The sequence below is a fragment of the Nodosilinea sp. FACHB-131 genome (genome assembly GCF_014695395.1).
In the GTDB taxonomy this organism is placed as follows: domain Bacteria; phylum Cyanobacteriota; class Cyanobacteriia; order Phormidesmidales; family Phormidesmidaceae; genus Nodosilinea.
This window is the reverse complement of sequence record NZ_JACJOF010000031.1, coordinates 1-15,456: the sequence shown is the minus strand read 5'-3', so window position 1 is coordinate 15,456 and position 15,456 is coordinate 1. Positions and strand designations below refer to the sequence as shown.

Annotated in this window: 14 protein-coding genes; 9 read left to right on the top strand and 5 right to left on the bottom strand. The window is 55.1% G+C overall.

Annotation, left to right across the window (positions count from 1 at the left end; all coding sequences use genetic code 11):
• Nucleotides 1-70 precede the first annotated feature (70 nt).
• From fraC to H6F75_RS21290, 3 genes are read left to right on the top strand one after another with little or no spacing between them, the layout of a single operon-like run.
• Complete coding sequence (gene fraC, locus H6F75_RS21300) at nt 71-664, top strand: filament integrity protein FraC (RefSeq protein WP_190754460.1); 594 nt, start codon at nt 71-73, stop codon at nt 662-664.
• Nucleotides 658-1,686 carry a DUF5357 family protein gene (locus tag H6F75_RS21295; RefSeq protein ID WP_190754459.1) on the top strand — a complete coding sequence of 343 codons (1,029 nt, stop codon included), beginning with the start codon at nt 658-660 and terminating at the stop codon, nt 1,684-1,686. The genes fraC and H6F75_RS21295 overlap by 7 nt, the downstream gene beginning before the upstream one ends.
• Nucleotides 1,687-1,709: 23 nt before the next feature.
• The gene (locus tag H6F75_RS21290; protein WP_190754495.1) at nt 1,710-2,489 is read left to right on the top strand and encodes an ABC transporter permease; all 780 of its coding nucleotides are present in this window, start codon (nt 1,710-1,712) and stop codon (nt 2,487-2,489) included.
• Nucleotides 2,490-2,770: 281 nt separating this feature from the next.
• Here H6F75_RS21290 and H6F75_RS21285 read toward each other — a convergent pair whose 3' ends face one another.
• From H6F75_RS21285 to H6F75_RS21275, 3 genes are all read right to left on the bottom strand, one after another.
• Complete coding sequence (locus tag H6F75_RS21285; protein ID WP_190754458.1) at nt 2,771-3,262, bottom strand: hypothetical protein; 492 nt, start codon at nt 3,260-3,262, stop codon at nt 2,771-2,773.
• A gap of 457 nt (nt 3,263-3,719) precedes the next feature.
• Nucleotides 3,720-4,127 carry a MauE/DoxX family redox-associated membrane protein gene (locus H6F75_RS21280; protein ID WP_190754457.1) on the bottom strand — a complete coding sequence of 136 codons (408 nt, stop codon included), beginning with the start codon at nt 4,125-4,127 and terminating at the stop codon, nt 3,720-3,722.
• A 100-nt stretch (nt 4,128-4,227) separates the two neighbouring features.
• Nucleotides 4,228-4,515, bottom strand: a complete 288-nt coding sequence (locus H6F75_RS21275; RefSeq protein ID WP_242020255.1) for an acetyltransferase — start codon at nt 4,513-4,515, stop codon at nt 4,228-4,230.
• 209 nt (nt 4,516-4,724) lie between these two features.
• Here H6F75_RS21275 and H6F75_RS21270 point away from each other — a divergent pair, with 209 nt between their 5' ends.
• Nucleotides 4,725-5,708, top strand: a complete 984-nt coding sequence (locus H6F75_RS21270; protein ID WP_190754456.1) for an SDR family NAD(P)-dependent oxidoreductase — start codon at nt 4,725-4,727, stop codon at nt 5,706-5,708.
• Nucleotides 5,709-5,911: 203 nt separating this feature from the next.
• Nucleotides 5,912-6,436 (top strand): DUF3592 domain-containing protein, encoded by a 525-nt coding sequence (locus tag H6F75_RS21265; RefSeq protein WP_347710688.1) that lies wholly within the window; start codon nt 5,912-5,914, stop codon nt 6,434-6,436.
• A 12-nt stretch (nt 6,437-6,448) separates the two neighbouring features.
• Here H6F75_RS21265 and H6F75_RS21260 read toward each other — a convergent pair whose 3' ends face one another.
• Together H6F75_RS21260 and H6F75_RS21255 are read right to left on the bottom strand one after the other, a co-directional pair.
• A complete protein-coding gene (locus tag H6F75_RS21260) occupies nt 6,449-7,507 on the bottom strand; it encodes an NAD(P)-dependent alcohol dehydrogenase (protein WP_190754454.1) in 1,059 nt (352 codons plus the stop codon).
• Between the two features lie 12 nt (nt 7,508-7,519).
• A complete protein-coding gene (locus H6F75_RS21255) occupies nt 7,520-8,137 on the bottom strand; it encodes an SDR family NAD(P)-dependent oxidoreductase (RefSeq protein WP_347710689.1) in 618 nt (205 codons plus the stop codon).
• Nucleotides 8,138-8,735: 598 nt separating this feature from the next.
• Here H6F75_RS21255 and H6F75_RS21250 point away from each other — a divergent pair.
• From H6F75_RS21250 to H6F75_RS21235, 4 genes are all read left to right on the top strand, one after another.
• The gene (locus H6F75_RS21250) at nt 8,736-11,537 is read left to right on the top strand and encodes an ATP-binding protein (RefSeq protein WP_190754453.1); all 2,802 of its coding nucleotides are present in this window, start codon (nt 8,736-8,738) and stop codon (nt 11,535-11,537) included.
• Nucleotides 11,527-14,157, top strand: coding sequence for an EAL domain-containing protein (locus tag H6F75_RS21245; protein WP_190754452.1), 2,631 nt, complete (start codon nt 11,527-11,529; stop codon nt 14,155-14,157). The genes H6F75_RS21250 and H6F75_RS21245 overlap by 11 nt, the downstream gene beginning before the upstream one ends.
• Nucleotides 14,158-14,295: 138 nt before the next feature.
• On the top strand, nt 14,296-14,538 hold the full coding sequence (nrtS, locus tag H6F75_RS21240) for a nitrate/nitrite transporter NrtS (protein WP_190754451.1): 243 nt from the start codon (nt 14,296-14,298) through the stop codon (nt 14,536-14,538).
• 29 nt (nt 14,539-14,567) lie between these two features.
• The gene (locus H6F75_RS21235; protein WP_190754450.1) at nt 14,568-15,104 is read left to right on the top strand and encodes a GNAT family N-acetyltransferase; all 537 of its coding nucleotides are present in this window, start codon (nt 14,568-14,570) and stop codon (nt 15,102-15,104) included.
• Nucleotides 15,105-15,456: the final 352 nt, after the last annotated feature.

The window sequence follows — 15,456 nt, the reverse complement described above, 5'->3', positions numbered from 1 at the left end:
TTATACCCTTGAGAGTGCACCGGGAAACCCCCATCAAAGGTCGAGATTTGCGACCTACCCTCAGCGCCCCATGCCCATCAACGATTTGCTGTCAGAACTTGGCATTCTGCCGCTGCGGGCGATCGCCGTGCAGAGCATGCTGCTCATGGTGGCCATTGTGCTAGAAGCGATGGTGCTGCGCCAGCAGCTGCGCCTGGGCTACCGCACCAGTATGCAGTATGCGGCCACCCTCAACCTGTTGGCCACTAGTTTGGGCTGGGTCGCGTTTTTGGCCCTCGAGGCGGTGCTGCCCCTGTCGCTGCGCAGCCAGGTAATCAGCTATGTGCTGTTCAATCGGTTTTACACCAACAGCTGGCGCGATGCGCTGCCGGTGGTCGTGGTGGTGGCGGCGATCGCCGCTTTCTTTGTCACCTACTGGATCAAGCTCCAGGGTCTGCTCTGGCTGCTGCAACTGCTGGGTCAAAAACCCGCAGAAAACACCGCAGAGGCGATCGAAAGCGATCGTCGCCAGCGCTACGAACGAGCCCGGCGAGCCCAGATCGAAGGACGACAGGGTGGCACCTCGCCTCGGGCGCTGGCCATGCTCCAGGCTAACGCCGCTAGCTTTACCGCCATCTTGGTGCTGCTGCTGCTAATTAACCAGAGTGGGGTGCTGGGATGGTAGGCCTTTTCGGTTTTCTGCGTCGGACCCTGACTGAACTCTGGCAAGCGGTGCTGCCGCCGCGCTACTTTTCCTGGCAGACCGTCATCTACATGAGCTTGTTTTCGTGGCTCGTGTCAATGCTGGCGCGTCTCTTAGCGGCCACAGCCTTTACCGTAGGGCTGCTGGCCACCATCAGCTGGATCTGTCTGGCTCTGGGGGTGGGTTGGGCGCTAGAGGCCAACAAAGTCCGACTTTTTGGGATCCCCGTTGCTCCCTGGGTATCGGGAGCGATTCTATGCCTCTTTCTGTTTGGGTCGTGGGGTGGGCGGTGGCTACAGCCCGCCCTGGTATCCTGGCCCCTGGTATCCTTTGCGGTGATTGCTGTGCCCAGTTTAGTGAGCTGGGACTTTGACCTTAAGAAGCCGCCGCCGATGGTGCGCCAGCAGTTAGCGCTGCTATTCTGCCTCAGCCTGCTGTTTAGCAGCTGGTTTCAGTTTTACTTTCGCATTCAATCCTGGGTGCGCGACTACCCCAGCCTAGTGGCCGACAGCGTTGACAACAGCGCCTTTGTCTACCGCTTTCCGGGCCAGGAGGTGGCCTTGCCGGCTGGAGTCACCCACCTCACCATCGCCGAAGAAACGCTGCGGGAGCAGATCGACAACAAGCCCTGGCCCTCGGTAGAGCGGTGGCTACTCAACCTTGAGGGCCAACGTCAGGCCCTACAGCGGCGGGTACAATCGCAGATGGGTCGCGACGCATCCCTAGAAGATTCGCTGTGGCGGCTCGACTTTCAGCCCCTATCTAATGCCGATGGCTATACTCTCAAGCTGTGGGCAATTTGGTCGGGGCCAGCCGCCAACGAAGACGGCTATTACCTAGAAAAAACCTGCCTGCTGATGCCAGTCAACCGAGGCGGCCTAATAGACACCGAAAACGCCGCGCCAGGCTACACCACCACCCAGTGGGCCAGCCTCACCTGCGACCTGCAAACGCCGCGGCAGGCTGGGCATCCTAGGGGCACACAACAGCAAGGCTTATCTTGAGAGGGACAAAAGTGGTTAAGCCAATGGTGCTATCGCGGGTAGGGGTAATTGCCCGCACCGTATTTTTAGAGGTAATTCGCGATCGCATTCTGTATCTGGTGGCCCTGTTCGCCCTGCTGCTGGTGCTCGCGCGGGTGCTGCTGCCCGACATTTCTGCCGGAGCCGAAAACAAGATTTTGATGGACCTGGGTCTGGCGGGCATTCATCTGCTGAGCGTAGTGGTGGCTGTATTTGTGGGCACTGGGCTCATCAACAAAGAAATCGAGAAGCGCACGGTGCTGGTGCTGATTGCTAAGCCGGTCAGCCGAGCCGAGTTTATCGTGGGCAAGCATCTGGGCCTCACGGCGGTGCTGGCGGTGCTAATCGCGGCCCTCGGAGCTATTTTTGTGCTGGTGCTGGCGGCCAGCGGCGTGCCCTTCTCGCTGGGGAGCCTGCTGCTAGCGCTGCTCTTTACAGCCTTGGAAGCGGCGCTGCTGGTGGCCGTAGCCATCGTATTTGGCGTGTTTACCAGTTCGCTACTGGCCACAATGCTCACCTTTGCGGTGTATTTGATGGGGCACCTGAGCCAGGACTTGGTAGCCTTTGGCAAACTCAGCGAAACCCCAGCGGTGCAGCGGCTCACCAACGTCCTATACCTGGTGCTGCCCGACCTAGAACGCCTCAACTTGCGCAACGCCGCCGCCTACGGCATGGAACTGTTGCCTACAGCTCCAGAGCTTTTTGGCCATGCCCTCTATGGCTTACTTTACACAGCTCTACTGCTGGCGGTGTCGATCCTAATTTTCTCGCGCCGTCAGTTTTAAGAGGACGTTTGAAAGTCTTATTTTTGACAGCAAAAGTGAAGAGCCCCTTAAATACGCCTTTTCTAGACATATCTGGGGGCTCTTCTTTGAAGGAGCAGTAGGGGACAAATCGCTTCTCAAGCGCCCTCTAAGAGGATGCTTTAAAGGGGTCAGATTGAGGATCAAAAGCCACCTGTACGGATTACATCGTTCCTCGAAACCCTCATTCCTTCGTAGCAGTTCCTCCGTAGTTAAAGTAGTTCAGGTTACTCCAGAGGACTTTTCAAACGCCCTCTAAGACCCTACATAGCGAAAGGGTTGATGCCAAATAACATCACCGCTGCCATCGTCCCAGCCAAAACGCCATAGCAACAGGCCACCAACGCTTTGAATTGGCCTCGATATTTGTAGCGCCAGAGCATAGCGGCTAAAGTCAAAGAGTAGAGCAATTCTTCGATTGGAAAATAAACGGTTTCATTAGTAATATCAACACCGAGCACCAGCATCGTCCACAGCAGGAAGACGATAAAGCTGTTGATGATAGGAGCGCCGCTCTCCCGAGCAGGGATTTGAATTCGCGCAATAAACCCCAAATAAATTAAGACCGTTAACGGAAATAGTGCGGCAGCAAGACTTCGGGCTCCAGCGCCAGAGGAGTAACCCATGGCAAACAGCACGCTAGAAGAAAGCTGGTATAGCAAAAAGCCAACGGCTAAAAAGAGCACAAAAAAACTGGCTATGCCCTTTGACCCTTTAGTCCAGTCATTAGAAGGTTGCCTTCGACGAGTTTGCATGCTGAATCCCAAACATAAATTCGTATATTTAAAGATACCGTCGCTACTGCCGCACAAATGTTTGGCACTGCGTTTAGGGCAGGTTTAGGTAGTGAAAGTCTCATCTGAGGAGCGATCGTCGTCAACCGGTATTACTCTCATTATTTCATACGCCATCACAATCCAAACAGTACAGCTCTGGATTCGTATGAACAGTGTATTACCTAGCTTGGTTGCTTAAGGCTAGCAGCACTACAGGGGCACACCTATCGCCCCCGGGACGGATTTTTCCCGTAACAGCTCGTGTCCAGGGTTAAAAATTAGACGATTGAAGGGCAAGTAAAAAGCCTTGACACTATTGGTTGGCATATCTTTAGCAGGAGCGTTAAGAAATTGTCTTAACAATCTTGCATCAAGAAAATGTTCCAACGCTATTAGTTTCAACGCTACAAGCGATGGCAATAGGCAACCGAAATACTTAACTACTCTGGGAGGTTTCCGGTAGCTCTGGCCGGGTATACCAATAGGCCCAGGCTATCAGCACGAACTGAAACGGCAGTCGAATCGCTTGAAACCACCAGGTGTTGGGAATGCCTTCGATTTGAATGTGATTGATGGCCATATTGAGATTGGCTGGAAACACTGCAATAAACAATGCAACCAGCCCCCACGCCGAAGCTTGGCGCAGAGCAGGCACCAACAGGCCAATGCCCAGCATAATTTCAATTACACCGCTGATGTAGACCAGGGCAGCTGGGGCAGGCAAAAAGCCTGGCACAATCCGAATAAACGGTTCTGGCTGGGCGAAATGCAAAACCCCTGCCACTATTATGCAGACGGCCAAAATGCCCCGGAGGGTAGTTTTGCTGTGCTCAAGGCGGTGCATAGGTCAGAGAGTGATTGCTGCGGGACAAAGTAAGAACCACCGTTGTGAGGGTGGAGGGACTGCGATCGGAATATATCCGTGCTCTGGCGCAATAGACTGGCTATGCCTGGGGGGTTGGGCTCTGTTGCAGTTTGTAGTCCGGATTAGTCCAGCACTCAGGTAATGCCTCGCCAGAGGGAAACTGAAGGCGCGATTTTTCGTAAGCTTGGGGTGGCTGTTCTTCTTCACCAGCCTGCTGCTGCCCCTGAATCTGGTTGTTCTGCGGATCAATTAAGTCAGTGACGTCGAGTACTTTAATTAGCGTTTGATCTTGGGCGTCTTTAACAAACATAGTTTCACGGTTGGATTGGGTAGGGCCGACATTTAGGCCGACGCCGTTTATGGCCATAGATTATCTAATTAGAGGGGTTGAGACTTCTGTCTAAATAAGTAACTATTGCCCTACTGCGATTCTTCGGAGGCTTACCCACAGGCGGCGGGGCTGTTAGAACAAAGTTGTTGGAACCGATCGCTAACTCACAGCTACGTTTAGTGTGGGGTTCATTGCCAGTGGGCGACTGCTTGAGGGCTGCCCGCCGGTTTAACTAGGAGATATCCATGGCACGACTAGACGGACAGGTTGCGGTGGTGACCGGGGCCACCAGGGGGTTGGGGAAGGGCATTGCCACTGGGCTGGGGGAAGCTGGGGCGGTAGTTTATATTACCGGGCGCACCTTCACTGCCTCGGCCGACTCGATGGGCTCGCTCGAAGAAACTGCAGCGGCGGTGAACCAGGCAGGTGGAACGGCGATTCCGGTACAGGTAGACCACAGCGACGATGACCAGATCAAGGCCCTCTTCGATCGCATTCAAACTGACCAAAATGACCGACTCGATCTGCTAGTGAACAACGCCTACGCCGGGGTATCAGCGATCAAGGCGGCCTACGGCAAGCCCTTTTGGGAAGCCGAACCCGCCGAGTTTTGGGATGCGTGCAATGCTGTGGGGCTGCGGAGCCACTACCTGGCCAGCGTCTATGCCGCTCGCCTGATGGTGCCACAGCGGCGGGGGCTAATCTGCACTCTGTCGTCGTGGGGCGGGTTGTCCTATATTTTTGGGGTGCCTTACGGCGTGGGCAAGGCGGCCTGCGATCGCCTTGCCGCAGACATGGCGGTAGAACTCAAACCCCACCAGGTAACCTCGCTCTCGGTTTGGCCGGGCATTGTTGGCACCGAGTTAATGACCCAGTTTGCCGCTGAGATGGGGTTAGGGAATAGCCCACTTTCCGGCGCTGGGGAAGATGGCTCACCACCCGACAACTACAACTGGGAAACACCACTGCTCACCGGACGGGTGATTGCGGTGTTGGCGGCCGATCGCCACCTGCTGCGCCGCACTGGGCAGGTGCAAATCGTGGCCGAACTAGCCAGAGAATATGGCGCGGTCGATGCCGAGGGCAACCGACCGGCATCGCTCAGGTCACTGCGATTTGTGCTGCCCTATGCAGTGCCGGGGCTGCGACCCTATGCCGGGCTGGTGCCCGATCTAGAGCTACCCTGGCCGTTTTTGTTGCTGGGGCCACTGGGCTCTCCTAAGGCTTAGATGAGATGGGCACAGGTGAGGAACAGCTGCCGTGGATATAGAAAAAGAACGAAGTTAGAAGAGCGAAAAAGGAAAAAGCTTGACAAGCTGGAATCCTGATATTTCAGGCTGTCCTAATTTAGACTTCAGCTGATGTTTGGCTAGGGCTATCTAATTGCAGGGCAAAATTATTGAACCTGTTCGTTAGTTCACGTTGAAAAATCGTGCGTAAGTTACTGCTGGTTCTTAGCCTCGCTGCCTTCAGTATTGCCGGTGGGATTATGACTGTATTGACAGTCTTTGTAGCTATCATTTCTCTCTCAGCATCAGTGGATAACTTGGCTTACAGAAACTGGCTCTCGGCCTCAGCCACAGTGGTGCAGGTAGACAATTCGGAGCAAACCGCAACCTCTAGCAGCTCTAGAACCATTACGTCTTGCCCAGTGATTCGCTTTAGCGATCGCACTAGGCAAGCTCATGACGTGAGCAGCGACTGTGTAAAAACAACTCCCTCCGGCGATCGCCGCTGCAGAAATAGGCTAAACCCTGCCTTCTGGCGCGGTCAAACCGTCACTGTTTGGTATGATCCAGAGCATCCCTCTCGCACCTTGATTGCCGATCGCAAGCCCCAGTTCAATCCGCTGGCTGCCTTTAATAGCATGTCTCTATTTTTAGGCAGTATGGCAGCCGGTTTTTGGGTGGGGGCTAAGCTAGTTGAGGATGAACTACGGCGATCCAACTCAGATTGACCAGCTGCGCCATCAGTCCTTTAGGGATGCCATATCGATCACAAAGCGATATTTCACATCGGATTTGAGTAGGCGATCGTAGGCTTCGTTGACCTTTTGAATAGGGATGACTTCAACATCAGCGGTGATGTTGTGCTGGCCGCAAAAGTCAAGCATTTCTTGGGTTTCGGCGATGCCGCCGATCATAGAGCCGGAAAGACTGCGGCGACCCGTGATCAAACTGAATGCTGCGACATCCAGGGGCTTTTCGGGTGCGCCAACCAGGGTAATGTTGCCATCGAGGCGGAGCAGGTTGAGATAGGCGTTAATGTCGTGCTTGGCGGCAACGGTATCGAGAATAAAATCGAAGCTACCAGCGTGCTTCTGCATCTCGTCGGCATTGCGGGAGACAACCACTTCGTCAGCACCAAGCCGGAGCGCATCCTCCGTTTTGCCAGGTGAGGTGGTGAAGACGACGACGTGGGCACCCAGTGCATGAGCAATTTTCACCCCCATGTGTCCCAGTCCACCAAGACCGACTACGCCTACTTTCTTCCCCTCTGTGACTCCCCAATGACGGAGTGGCGAATACGTGGTAATACCTGCACATAGCAGCGGCGCAACTCCAGCCAATTCGAGGTTGTTTGGAACGCGCAGAACAAAGCGTTCATCGACAACAACGCTATTGGAGTAGCCACCATAGGTGACTGGAGCCGTCTTGTGTTTGTCTGGGGAGTTGTAGGTGAAGATCGTATTTTGGCAAAACTGCTCAAAGCCAGCTTTGCAATTGGGACAGGTACCATCCGAATCGACCATACAGCCGACTCCCACTAAATCGCCAGATTTATGCTTCGTTACTGCTGAGCCCACCTCAGTGACCCGTCCGACAATCTCATGCCCAGGAACAATCGGGTAGGTGGTGGACATGAAGTCGCTCCACTCGTCACGCACTGAATGGACGTCAGAGTGGCAGATGCCGCAGAAGAGGATTTCGATTTGAACATCATGTTCGGTTGGGTCGCGCCGAGCGATCGTATCAGAAGCTAATGGTGATGTTGCACTGGCAGCGGAATAAGCTTTGGTGTTGTACATGGGTTTATGCCTTTAAGTAGTGCGTGAGCTAGAAGTTCCATCCGTAGACTTGGAAAGTGCCTCGTGGTCTTTGATCTCTCGGAGACGGGCATTCAAGGCTGGCTTAATCATCGCGACGGCATCGCTGCCCGCGTAAAACTGCTTCGGCGGGTTCTCCATTTCGGCAATCTTGACCAGAGCATCACCCAACTTCGCCGGGTCGCCCTGTTGGGTGCCATTGTAGGCGGCCCACGTCTCTTGAACGCTCCCTCTGATGGCGTAGTCTTCGGTTTTGCTAGACCATCTGGCGTTCTGAGCATCTAGCAGTTCTGTGCGGAAAAATCCCGGTTCGACGAGGGTGATCTTGATGCCAAAGCGCTCAACCTCGGGTGCGATCGACAGCGAAAGACCTTCGACCGCGAATTTTGATGCAGCGTAGGCGGCGCAGTGCTCAAATCCGATTACACCTGCCGTCGAGCTGATATTGATGATGTGGCCCGATCGCTGCTGACGCATGACCGGCAGCACGGCTTGCATAACATGCACCACGCCGTAGAAGTTGGTAGACATTTGGCGTTCAACATCGGTGGTGGTCATCTCTTCAAAATTACCCAGCAGGCTATCGCCCGCGTTGTTAACCAAAACGTCGATGCGATCGAACTATTTCACCACCTCATCGACGGCCATTTTTGCCCGTGCCTCATCGGCGACGTCCAGCTGGACAAATACAAGATTCTCGCTTGCCATGCAACCAAGTAGGGTACGACGATGCTCCACACTTCAACCGAGAGTACAAGCGGCTCTTTGGTAACCTTCCCATGGGCGATGTGAAGCGGCTGCGCAAAGCGGTTCAAGCGACAGCCAGTTCATGACGCCAGATCGGTTAGGAAGCCTCACTCTGGGTGGTGAGGCTGGAGGCTAGGGTGACTCCCAATTTTTATCAAAGGCAGTGACCTCCCAACCCGGTGGCGTCGCTATGTTTTCCGTCTTCAAAATCACGACTTGTAAACCGGTAACAATTGGCTCAGCCTAGCTGGGCATTTCTACGGGTAACGGCATCCATCTTTACCTGGTTGATGCCAGCCCCAAAAATCTCGGAGATCGCGCCCTTGTTTGCCCTAGGACAGACAAGGCCTTTGCCAATTCAGCCAAGAAACTTTTGCATTACCAGGAGGATGCTTCTACAAATTATTGCCTAAGCCTCAGCTTAGGGACAGTCCTTCTTCACGCCTTTGGAATCGGTTTAGCGATGAAAATTCCCCTTCGGTTGTTGCTGATTGTTCCGTTCATACTCGAGATCGGGGCGGCGGTCGGGTTGACGGGATGGCTCTCGCTCCGTAACGGGCAAAAGGCGGTAAACGATGTGGTGTCGCAGCTGGAACAGGAAGTCACCAACCGCATCCAGGTGACGCTGGACGAGTATTTGACAGTGCCACACCGCATCAACCAAATCAATGCGGATCTGTTTGAGTTGGACATACTCAGCTTTGAGCAGCAGGCTACATTTGAGCGCCACTTTTGGCAGCAAATGCAGGAATTTGAACAGGCCAGCTATATCTACGTCAGCAGCGAAACCGGCGGATTTTGGACGGCGCACCGCAGCGCTCAGGATGGCCCTGTCAGCTACTACGTGACAGATAACCCTGGCGACGGGGTAATGGTGCATTTTGCGATAGACGCCCAGGGCAACCGCGACCAGCAGCTCGACGTCACCACCGACTATGACCCCCGCCGGCGGGACTGGTATACCGATGCTAAAAAGGCGGGCACCGCTCGCTGGACAGAGGTTTATCAGCTCGTGCCAGAACTCACCCTGGCAATTACCGCCAATACGCCAATCTACGACGCCGCTGGGCAGCTCGAAGGCGTGCTGGGGGTGGACCTGGTGCTGGCCGATATTGGCGACTTTTTGAGCACGCTAAAAATTGGTCAAACTGGGCAGGCATTTTTGATCGAAAAAGACCAGTCGCTGATTGCCAGCTCAACCCAGGAGAATCCGTTTGTCAAAGCCAAGGCGGAGGGGCCAGAGGAGCGATTGCATGCGATCGCCAGCACCAACCCCATGATCGCCGCCACCACCCAACATTTGCTAGATCAGTTTCAAACCCTAGAGAGCATTGAGGCCTCTCACCAGCTGGCGTTTCCCATCGATGGGCAAAAGCATTTTGTGCAGGTGACGCCCATTGTGGATGAGCTGGGGCTTGACTGGCTGTTGGTGGTCGTCGTCCCCGAATCGGACTTTATGGCGCAGATTCAGGCCAATACCCGCACCACGATTTTGCTGTGTTTGGTGTCGCTGGCGATCGCCACCGGCCTAGGCATCATCACCGCCCGCTATATTGCCCGCCCCATCCAGCAGCTGAGCGATCAGTCAAAACAGGTGACTGAGGCGCTGCAAAAAAGCCACACTGCCTCCATTGAATCCTTGGCGTTGCCAACCGATCAGCTCGGTCCGGTGCAGGAAGTTGCCATCCTGTCCGACTCCTTTCGGCGCATGGCCACCGAGCTAAACCAGGCCTTTGATGCGCTTCAGCACACCAACGAGGAACTAGAAGAGCGGGTGCAGCAACGCACCCTCGATTTGGCCCAGGCCAAGGAACAAGCCGAAACCGCCAACCACGCCAAGAGCGAATTTTTAGCCAACATGAGCCACGAACTGCGCACGCCCCTGAGCGCGATTTTGGGCTTTGTGCAGCTGATGAATCGCAACCATGTCTCAGCCCAAACCGAAAAAGAATATTTGGAGGTGATCAACCACAGCGCCGAGCATCTGCTGGAGCTGATCAACGATGTGCTCGATCTCTCAAAAATTGAAGCGGGCAACATTACCCTCAATCTGACCAACTTTGATCTCCACGCATTGCTCAATCGGCTGCAGGAGATGTTTTTGCCCCGCAGCCAGCGGCAGGGCCTATCGCTGCAAATTGAATGGGCTGACGAGGTGCCCCGGTATGTTCGCAGCGATGAAAAGAAGGTGCGGCAAATCTTGATCAACCTGATCGGCAACGCCCTAAAGTTTACGCAAACGGGAGGCATTGCGGTGACAGCCTTGGTGCTGCCGCAGCCCAACCAAACCTCCGTTCCATTTTCCCAAAATTCCCCCATCTCCCCATCCGACAGCCCTTCGGTGTGGCTCCGCATAGAAGTTCAAGACACCGGCCTGGGCATTCCCCCTCAGCAGCTAGAGGCGATTTTTGCCTCCTTTAACCAGCTCCATCCCGAAAGCGAAGGCACCGGGCTAGGGCTGACCATCAGCCGCCAATTTGCCCACCTGCTGGGCGGTCAGCTGATGGTGCACAGCCAGGTGGGCCAGGGCAGCACTTTTACCTTGGAGGTGCCGATGCAGCCTGTGCCAGCAACGGCGATGCCTGTTGAGGTGCTGCCGCAGCGGGCGATCGCCCTAGCCCCCGGCCAGCCCACCTATCGCATCTTGATCGTGGATGACCGCTGGAGCAACCGCCAGTTTCTGGTCAAACTCTTGGAGCCCTTTGGCTTTGAGCTGCGGGAAGCCGCCAACGGCCAAGAGGCGTTTGATGTCTGGCGCGACTGGCAACCCCACCTGATCTGGATGGATATGCGCATGCCGGTGATGCATGGCTATGAAGCGGCCCAGCGGATCAAATCTCACATTGAGGGCCAGGCCACAGTGATTGTTGCCCTCACCGCCAGCGTGTTTGAAGCACAGCGGCAGATCGTGCTGGCCTACGGCTGCGACGACTTCATTCGCAAGCCCGTTAAGGAACATGTGATCTTTGACAAGTTGACTGAGCACCTCGGTATTGTCTTTGTATACGAAGATACTCCTTTGCCCACTAAACTTCCCTCCATCGCGCCGCTGCAGCCGGCGGCCCTACAGGTCATGTCTGTGGATTGGCTGCAACAGTTAAAGCAAGCGGCGACCATTGCCAAACCCGGCACTATCCTGAGCTTAATTGGTCAAATCCCGTCCAATGAGGCGATCTTGGCGGCTGAACTCAGGCGCATGGTTGACCAATATCAGTTAGAAGCCATCATTCACTTAGTCGATACGGCAACCCACTATGAGTCATGAGCTGTTTGCCGATCGCATTCCCGAAATCCTGGTCGCTGATGATACCTTAGATGCGCTGCGGCTGTTGTCGGATGCCCTCTCCACCCATGGGTATGACGTTCGCAGTGTGACCAGTGGCCTGCTGGCGATCGCCTCGGTGCAGGCCGCCCTGCCCGACCTGATTTTGCTCGACATCAAAATGCCCGACTTAACCGGCTATGAGGTGTGTCAGCGACTCAAGGCCGACGCCAAAACCCGAGAGATTCCCGTCATCTTCATCAGCGCCCTAGATGAAACCTTTGATAGGGTCAAGGCCTTTCAAGCGGGCGGGGTAGACTACATCACCAAACCGTTCCAAATCGAAGAAGTGCTGGCCCGGGTGCAAAATCAGCTGGCGCTGCGGTTTTCCCTCACCCAAATTCATCGGCTGAATACCCAGCTCGAACAGCAGGTGCAAAACCGCACCGCCCAGCTGCAGGCGGTCAATCAAACGCTGATTCAAGAAGTGTTGGAGCGGCGGCAGATCGAGCACGATCTGCGGGAGAGCGAAGAGAAGTTTCGCCAAATTTCAGAAAATATTCGGGCCGTATTTTGGCTGACGGACTTTGACCCCCAAACGGGGCAAGAGACCCAAACGCGCTACGTCAGCCCCGCGATCGAGAGCATTTGGGGGCAGCCCCGAGAGCTGTTTTATCAAGATCCCCAGACTTGGACAAATAGCATTCACCCCGAGGATCGCGATCGCGTCATTGCCGCATTTCTAACCCAGGCTCACCTCGGCCAGTACGACGAGGAGTTCCGCATCGTTCGCCCCGATGGCACAATTCGCTGGATCCACGATCGCGGCTTTCCCATTCATGACGAAACCGGTGCGGTGTATCGCCTCACGGGTGTAGGCGAAGACATTACGGACCAGGTGCAGGCTGAGCTAGAGCGCGATCGCTTCTTCAACCTCTCCCTCGATCTGCTGTTTATTGCCGATCACCAGGGCCAGCTCAAGCGCCTGAACCCCGCCTGGCAATCGATTCTGGGTTACCCCTGCGACCAGCTGATCGATCAGCCCTTTGCCGCCATCGTTCATTCCGAAGACCTACCCCTGGCCGAACAAACCTTGCAGCAGCTGTTGCGCGGGGAAGAAGTGAATGAGGTCGAAATGCGCTGCCGCTGTGCCGACGGCAGCTACCGCTGGATTGCCTGGAACGGCGTGCCTTTTTTGCAAGAGTACCTGATCTACGGGGCGGGGCGCGATATTTCCCAGCGCAAAGCTTCCGAGTCGCGGCTCATGCATGAAACCCTCCACGATGCCTTAACCGGGCTCGCCAACCGCCCCTGCTTCATGGAGCGCTTGCAGCTAGCGATCAAACAGCAGCGGCACCAAACCAGCTGCTTTGGGGTGCTCTTCATTGACCTGGATGGCTTCAAAAGCGTTAACGACACCCTGGGGCATGGGGTTGGCGATCAGCTCTTGATTCGCGTGTCGCAACTGCTGCTCGAAACCGTACGCGAGGTCGATTCGGTGGCCCGCTTGGGTGGGGATGAGTTTACTATTTTGCTAGAAAACATTCAGCATCCCGAAGAGGTGGTTGTCGTTGCTGAGCGCATTCAGCAAAAGCTCCGCCCCGCCCTCACCATTGGCCACCGCGACATTTTTACCAGTGCCAGCATTGGCATTGTGATTGGCGCACCAGACTATCAGCAGGTGGCCGATATTCTGCGCGATGCCGACATTGCCATGTATCAAGCAAAGGCCAACGGCAAAGCGCGCTATGAGGTGTTTAACAACGCCATGTATGCCGCCACCCTCCAGCACGTCGAGATTGAAACGCACCTGCGCCACGCCATTTTCAACAACGAGCTTGAAATTCACTATCAGCCCATCGTCAGTCTTCAGCCTGAGCGGGGGCTAGAGGGCTTCGAAGTTTTGCTGCGGTGGCGGCATCCCCAAAAAGGGATGATTCCCGCCTGCGAGTTTATCCCCATCGCCGAAGAGACGGGCCTGATCAATGCGATCGGGGAATGGGCGCTGCAAGAAGCCTGTATCCAATTCAGCCACTGGCGACAGCTCTGGCCCGATTTTGCCAAGCTCTATCTGAGCGTCAACATTTCCGGCCGCCAGCTGCGCGAACCTTCCTTGCTACAAACCCTAGACCGCATGCTCGAGGAAACCCATATTCCGGCCCACTGCCTGCGGTTTGAAATCACCGAAAGCAGCCTGATTAAAAACACGACGATCGCAACTCAACTGCTGGAACGCATGCAGATCCGGGGTATTCAGGTAAGCCTGGATGATTTTGGCACCGGCTTTTCCTCCCTCAGCTACCTGCATCAGTTCCCTATCAACACGATCAAAATCGATCGCTCCTTCGTCAACGTCTTGCTGCACGGTGAAAAAGAACGCAGCATTATTCAATCGATTGTGGCGCTGGCCAAGACCCTGGGCCTGGCCACGATCGCCGAAGGCATTGAGACCCGACAGCAGCTCGAAGCCCTCCAATCGCTGGGGTGTGAATCGGGGCAAGGCTTTTTCTTTGCGCGCCCGATGACTCCTGTTCAACTAGAGGCGTTTCTAACCCAAACTTGTCAGCAATGCCCGGTGCGCCATATCTGCTTTACCGACTGCCACCGGGTGGCTGCTCGCTAATCAGTTGAGGAACCCAGCAGACGGCAGACGTTTGCTAAGGAAAGGGGCTCAAGAGGGATACTGGCTGCCAGGTAACAGAACCTTGACGAGTCGGTAGGATAGAGTCTTTCCCTAGAGACATGGTTTAAGGGCTAGAAAATGGAAGCAGTCTACGGCTACTTGAGAGCACTGGTGACGCCGCCGATGGCCAGCCGTGCTGTGCGAGTGGCCTTTGTGATTGGTACGCTGCTGTTTGCCATCAACCACGGGGCAGCGGTACGGGCCGGCACCATGACCCGAGCCCGCTGGTACTCGGCTGGGCTCACGTATTTGGTGCCCTACGCCGTCAGCATCCACGGACAGTATTTGGGACAGGGGGGAAGCAGAGGCGCCGGCAAGTAGGTCAGGGTCATGATTGCTAATCTGTAGCCATGGAAATACGATTTCTCAACTCTGAGGATGTCGCGGCCTATCGAGATCTGCGGCTCTACGCCCTGAGGGAGTCGCCCACGGCTTTTGTGTCTAGCTATGAGCAGGAGTCGCAGCTCTCGCTGGCCGATTTTGCCGATCGCCTGCGCTCCAGTCACGATGCTGCTAGCGGCGTTTTTGGTGCTTTTAGCGATCGCAGCCAGCTCATCGGCATGCTTGGGTTTTCGCGCGAGCAGCGCCCGAAGCGATCGCACGTTGGGACTCTCTGGAGCATGTATGTTTTGCCTGAGTTTCGCGGGCAAAAGGTGGGCTCAAGCCTGCTCGATCGCGCGATTTTCTATGCCCGAGAGCTTGAGGGCCTGCGGCAAATTGTTCTCAGCACCACGGCGAGCAACGTGGCGGCGCGTTCCCTTTACATCTCACGAGGGTTTGAGTCGTTTGGTATAGAACGGGATGCTTTATGCGTTGAGGGTCGCTACTTTGATGAGGAGCATCTTGTGTTGCGGTTGCATCCCGATATGGAGCCATTATCCTTGTGACGGTGGATGCCACAGGCGGACAACCACTGCTTAAAGCACAGTAGAAAGTGTCTCAGCTCAAACACAGTTCAGAGTTGTCTCGTCTGTGTTCTGTTTTGCGCGATCGGGCTGCTGATGTCAAGCAGCTCCCAATTCTCTACTATTGTTCTATAACTGCTTAGCTCTAGAAGTCTTTTCTATGAGCTGGTCAACTAAGCCTATGACCTCGCCCTTACAGAGATTGGAGCTAGGTGGGAAACTATAGCTATGGTCAAGGTGGTTAGGACATAGACTAAGTAGGGGAGTCTCACGGTGAGGAGTGCAATGGCCAAACCCTACAGCCTTGATTTGCGTCAGAAGGTCATCGACGCCA

Bases quoted from the DNA above. Each gene is read 5' to 3' on its own strand.
- H6F75_RS21295 (WP_190754459.1), top strand. From the start codon at position 658: ATGGTAGGCCTTTTCGGTTTTCTGCGTCGGACCCTGACTGAACTCTGG.
- H6F75_RS21250 (WP_190754453.1), top strand. From the start codon at position 8,736: ATGAAAATTCCCCTTCGGTTGTTGCTGATTGTTCCGTTCATACTCGAG.
- H6F75_RS21270 (WP_190754456.1), top strand. From the start codon at position 4,725: ATGGCACGACTAGACGGACAGGTTGCGGTGGTGACCGGGGCCACCAGG.
- nrtS (WP_190754451.1), top strand. From the start codon at position 14,296: ATGGAAGCAGTCTACGGCTACTTGAGAGCACTGGTGACGCCGCCGATG.
- H6F75_RS21245 (WP_190754452.1), top strand. From the start codon at position 11,527: ATGAGTCATGAGCTGTTTGCCGATCGCATTCCCGAAATCCTGGTCGCT.
- H6F75_RS21290 (WP_190754495.1), top strand. From the start codon at position 1,710: ATGGTGCTATCGCGGGTAGGGGTAATTGCCCGCACCGTATTTTTAGAG.
- H6F75_RS21275 (WP_242020255.1), bottom strand. From the start codon at position 4,515: ATGGCCATAAACGGCGTCGGCCTAAATGTCGGCCCTACCCAATCCAAC.
- fraC (WP_190754460.1), top strand. From the start codon at position 71: ATGCCCATCAACGATTTGCTGTCAGAACTTGGCATTCTGCCGCTGCGG.
- H6F75_RS21235 (WP_190754450.1), top strand. From the start codon at position 14,568: ATGGAAATACGATTTCTCAACTCTGAGGATGTCGCGGCCTATCGAGAT.
- H6F75_RS21285 (WP_190754458.1), bottom strand. From the start codon at position 3,262: ATGCAAACTCGTCGAAGGCAACCTTCTAATGACTGGACTAAAGGGTCA.
- H6F75_RS21260 (WP_190754454.1), bottom strand. From the start codon at position 7,507: ATGTACAACACCAAAGCTTATTCCGCTGCCAGTGCAACATCACCATTA.
- H6F75_RS21280 (WP_190754457.1), bottom strand. From the start codon at position 4,127: ATGCACCGCCTTGAGCACAGCAAAACTACCCTCCGGGGCATTTTGGCC.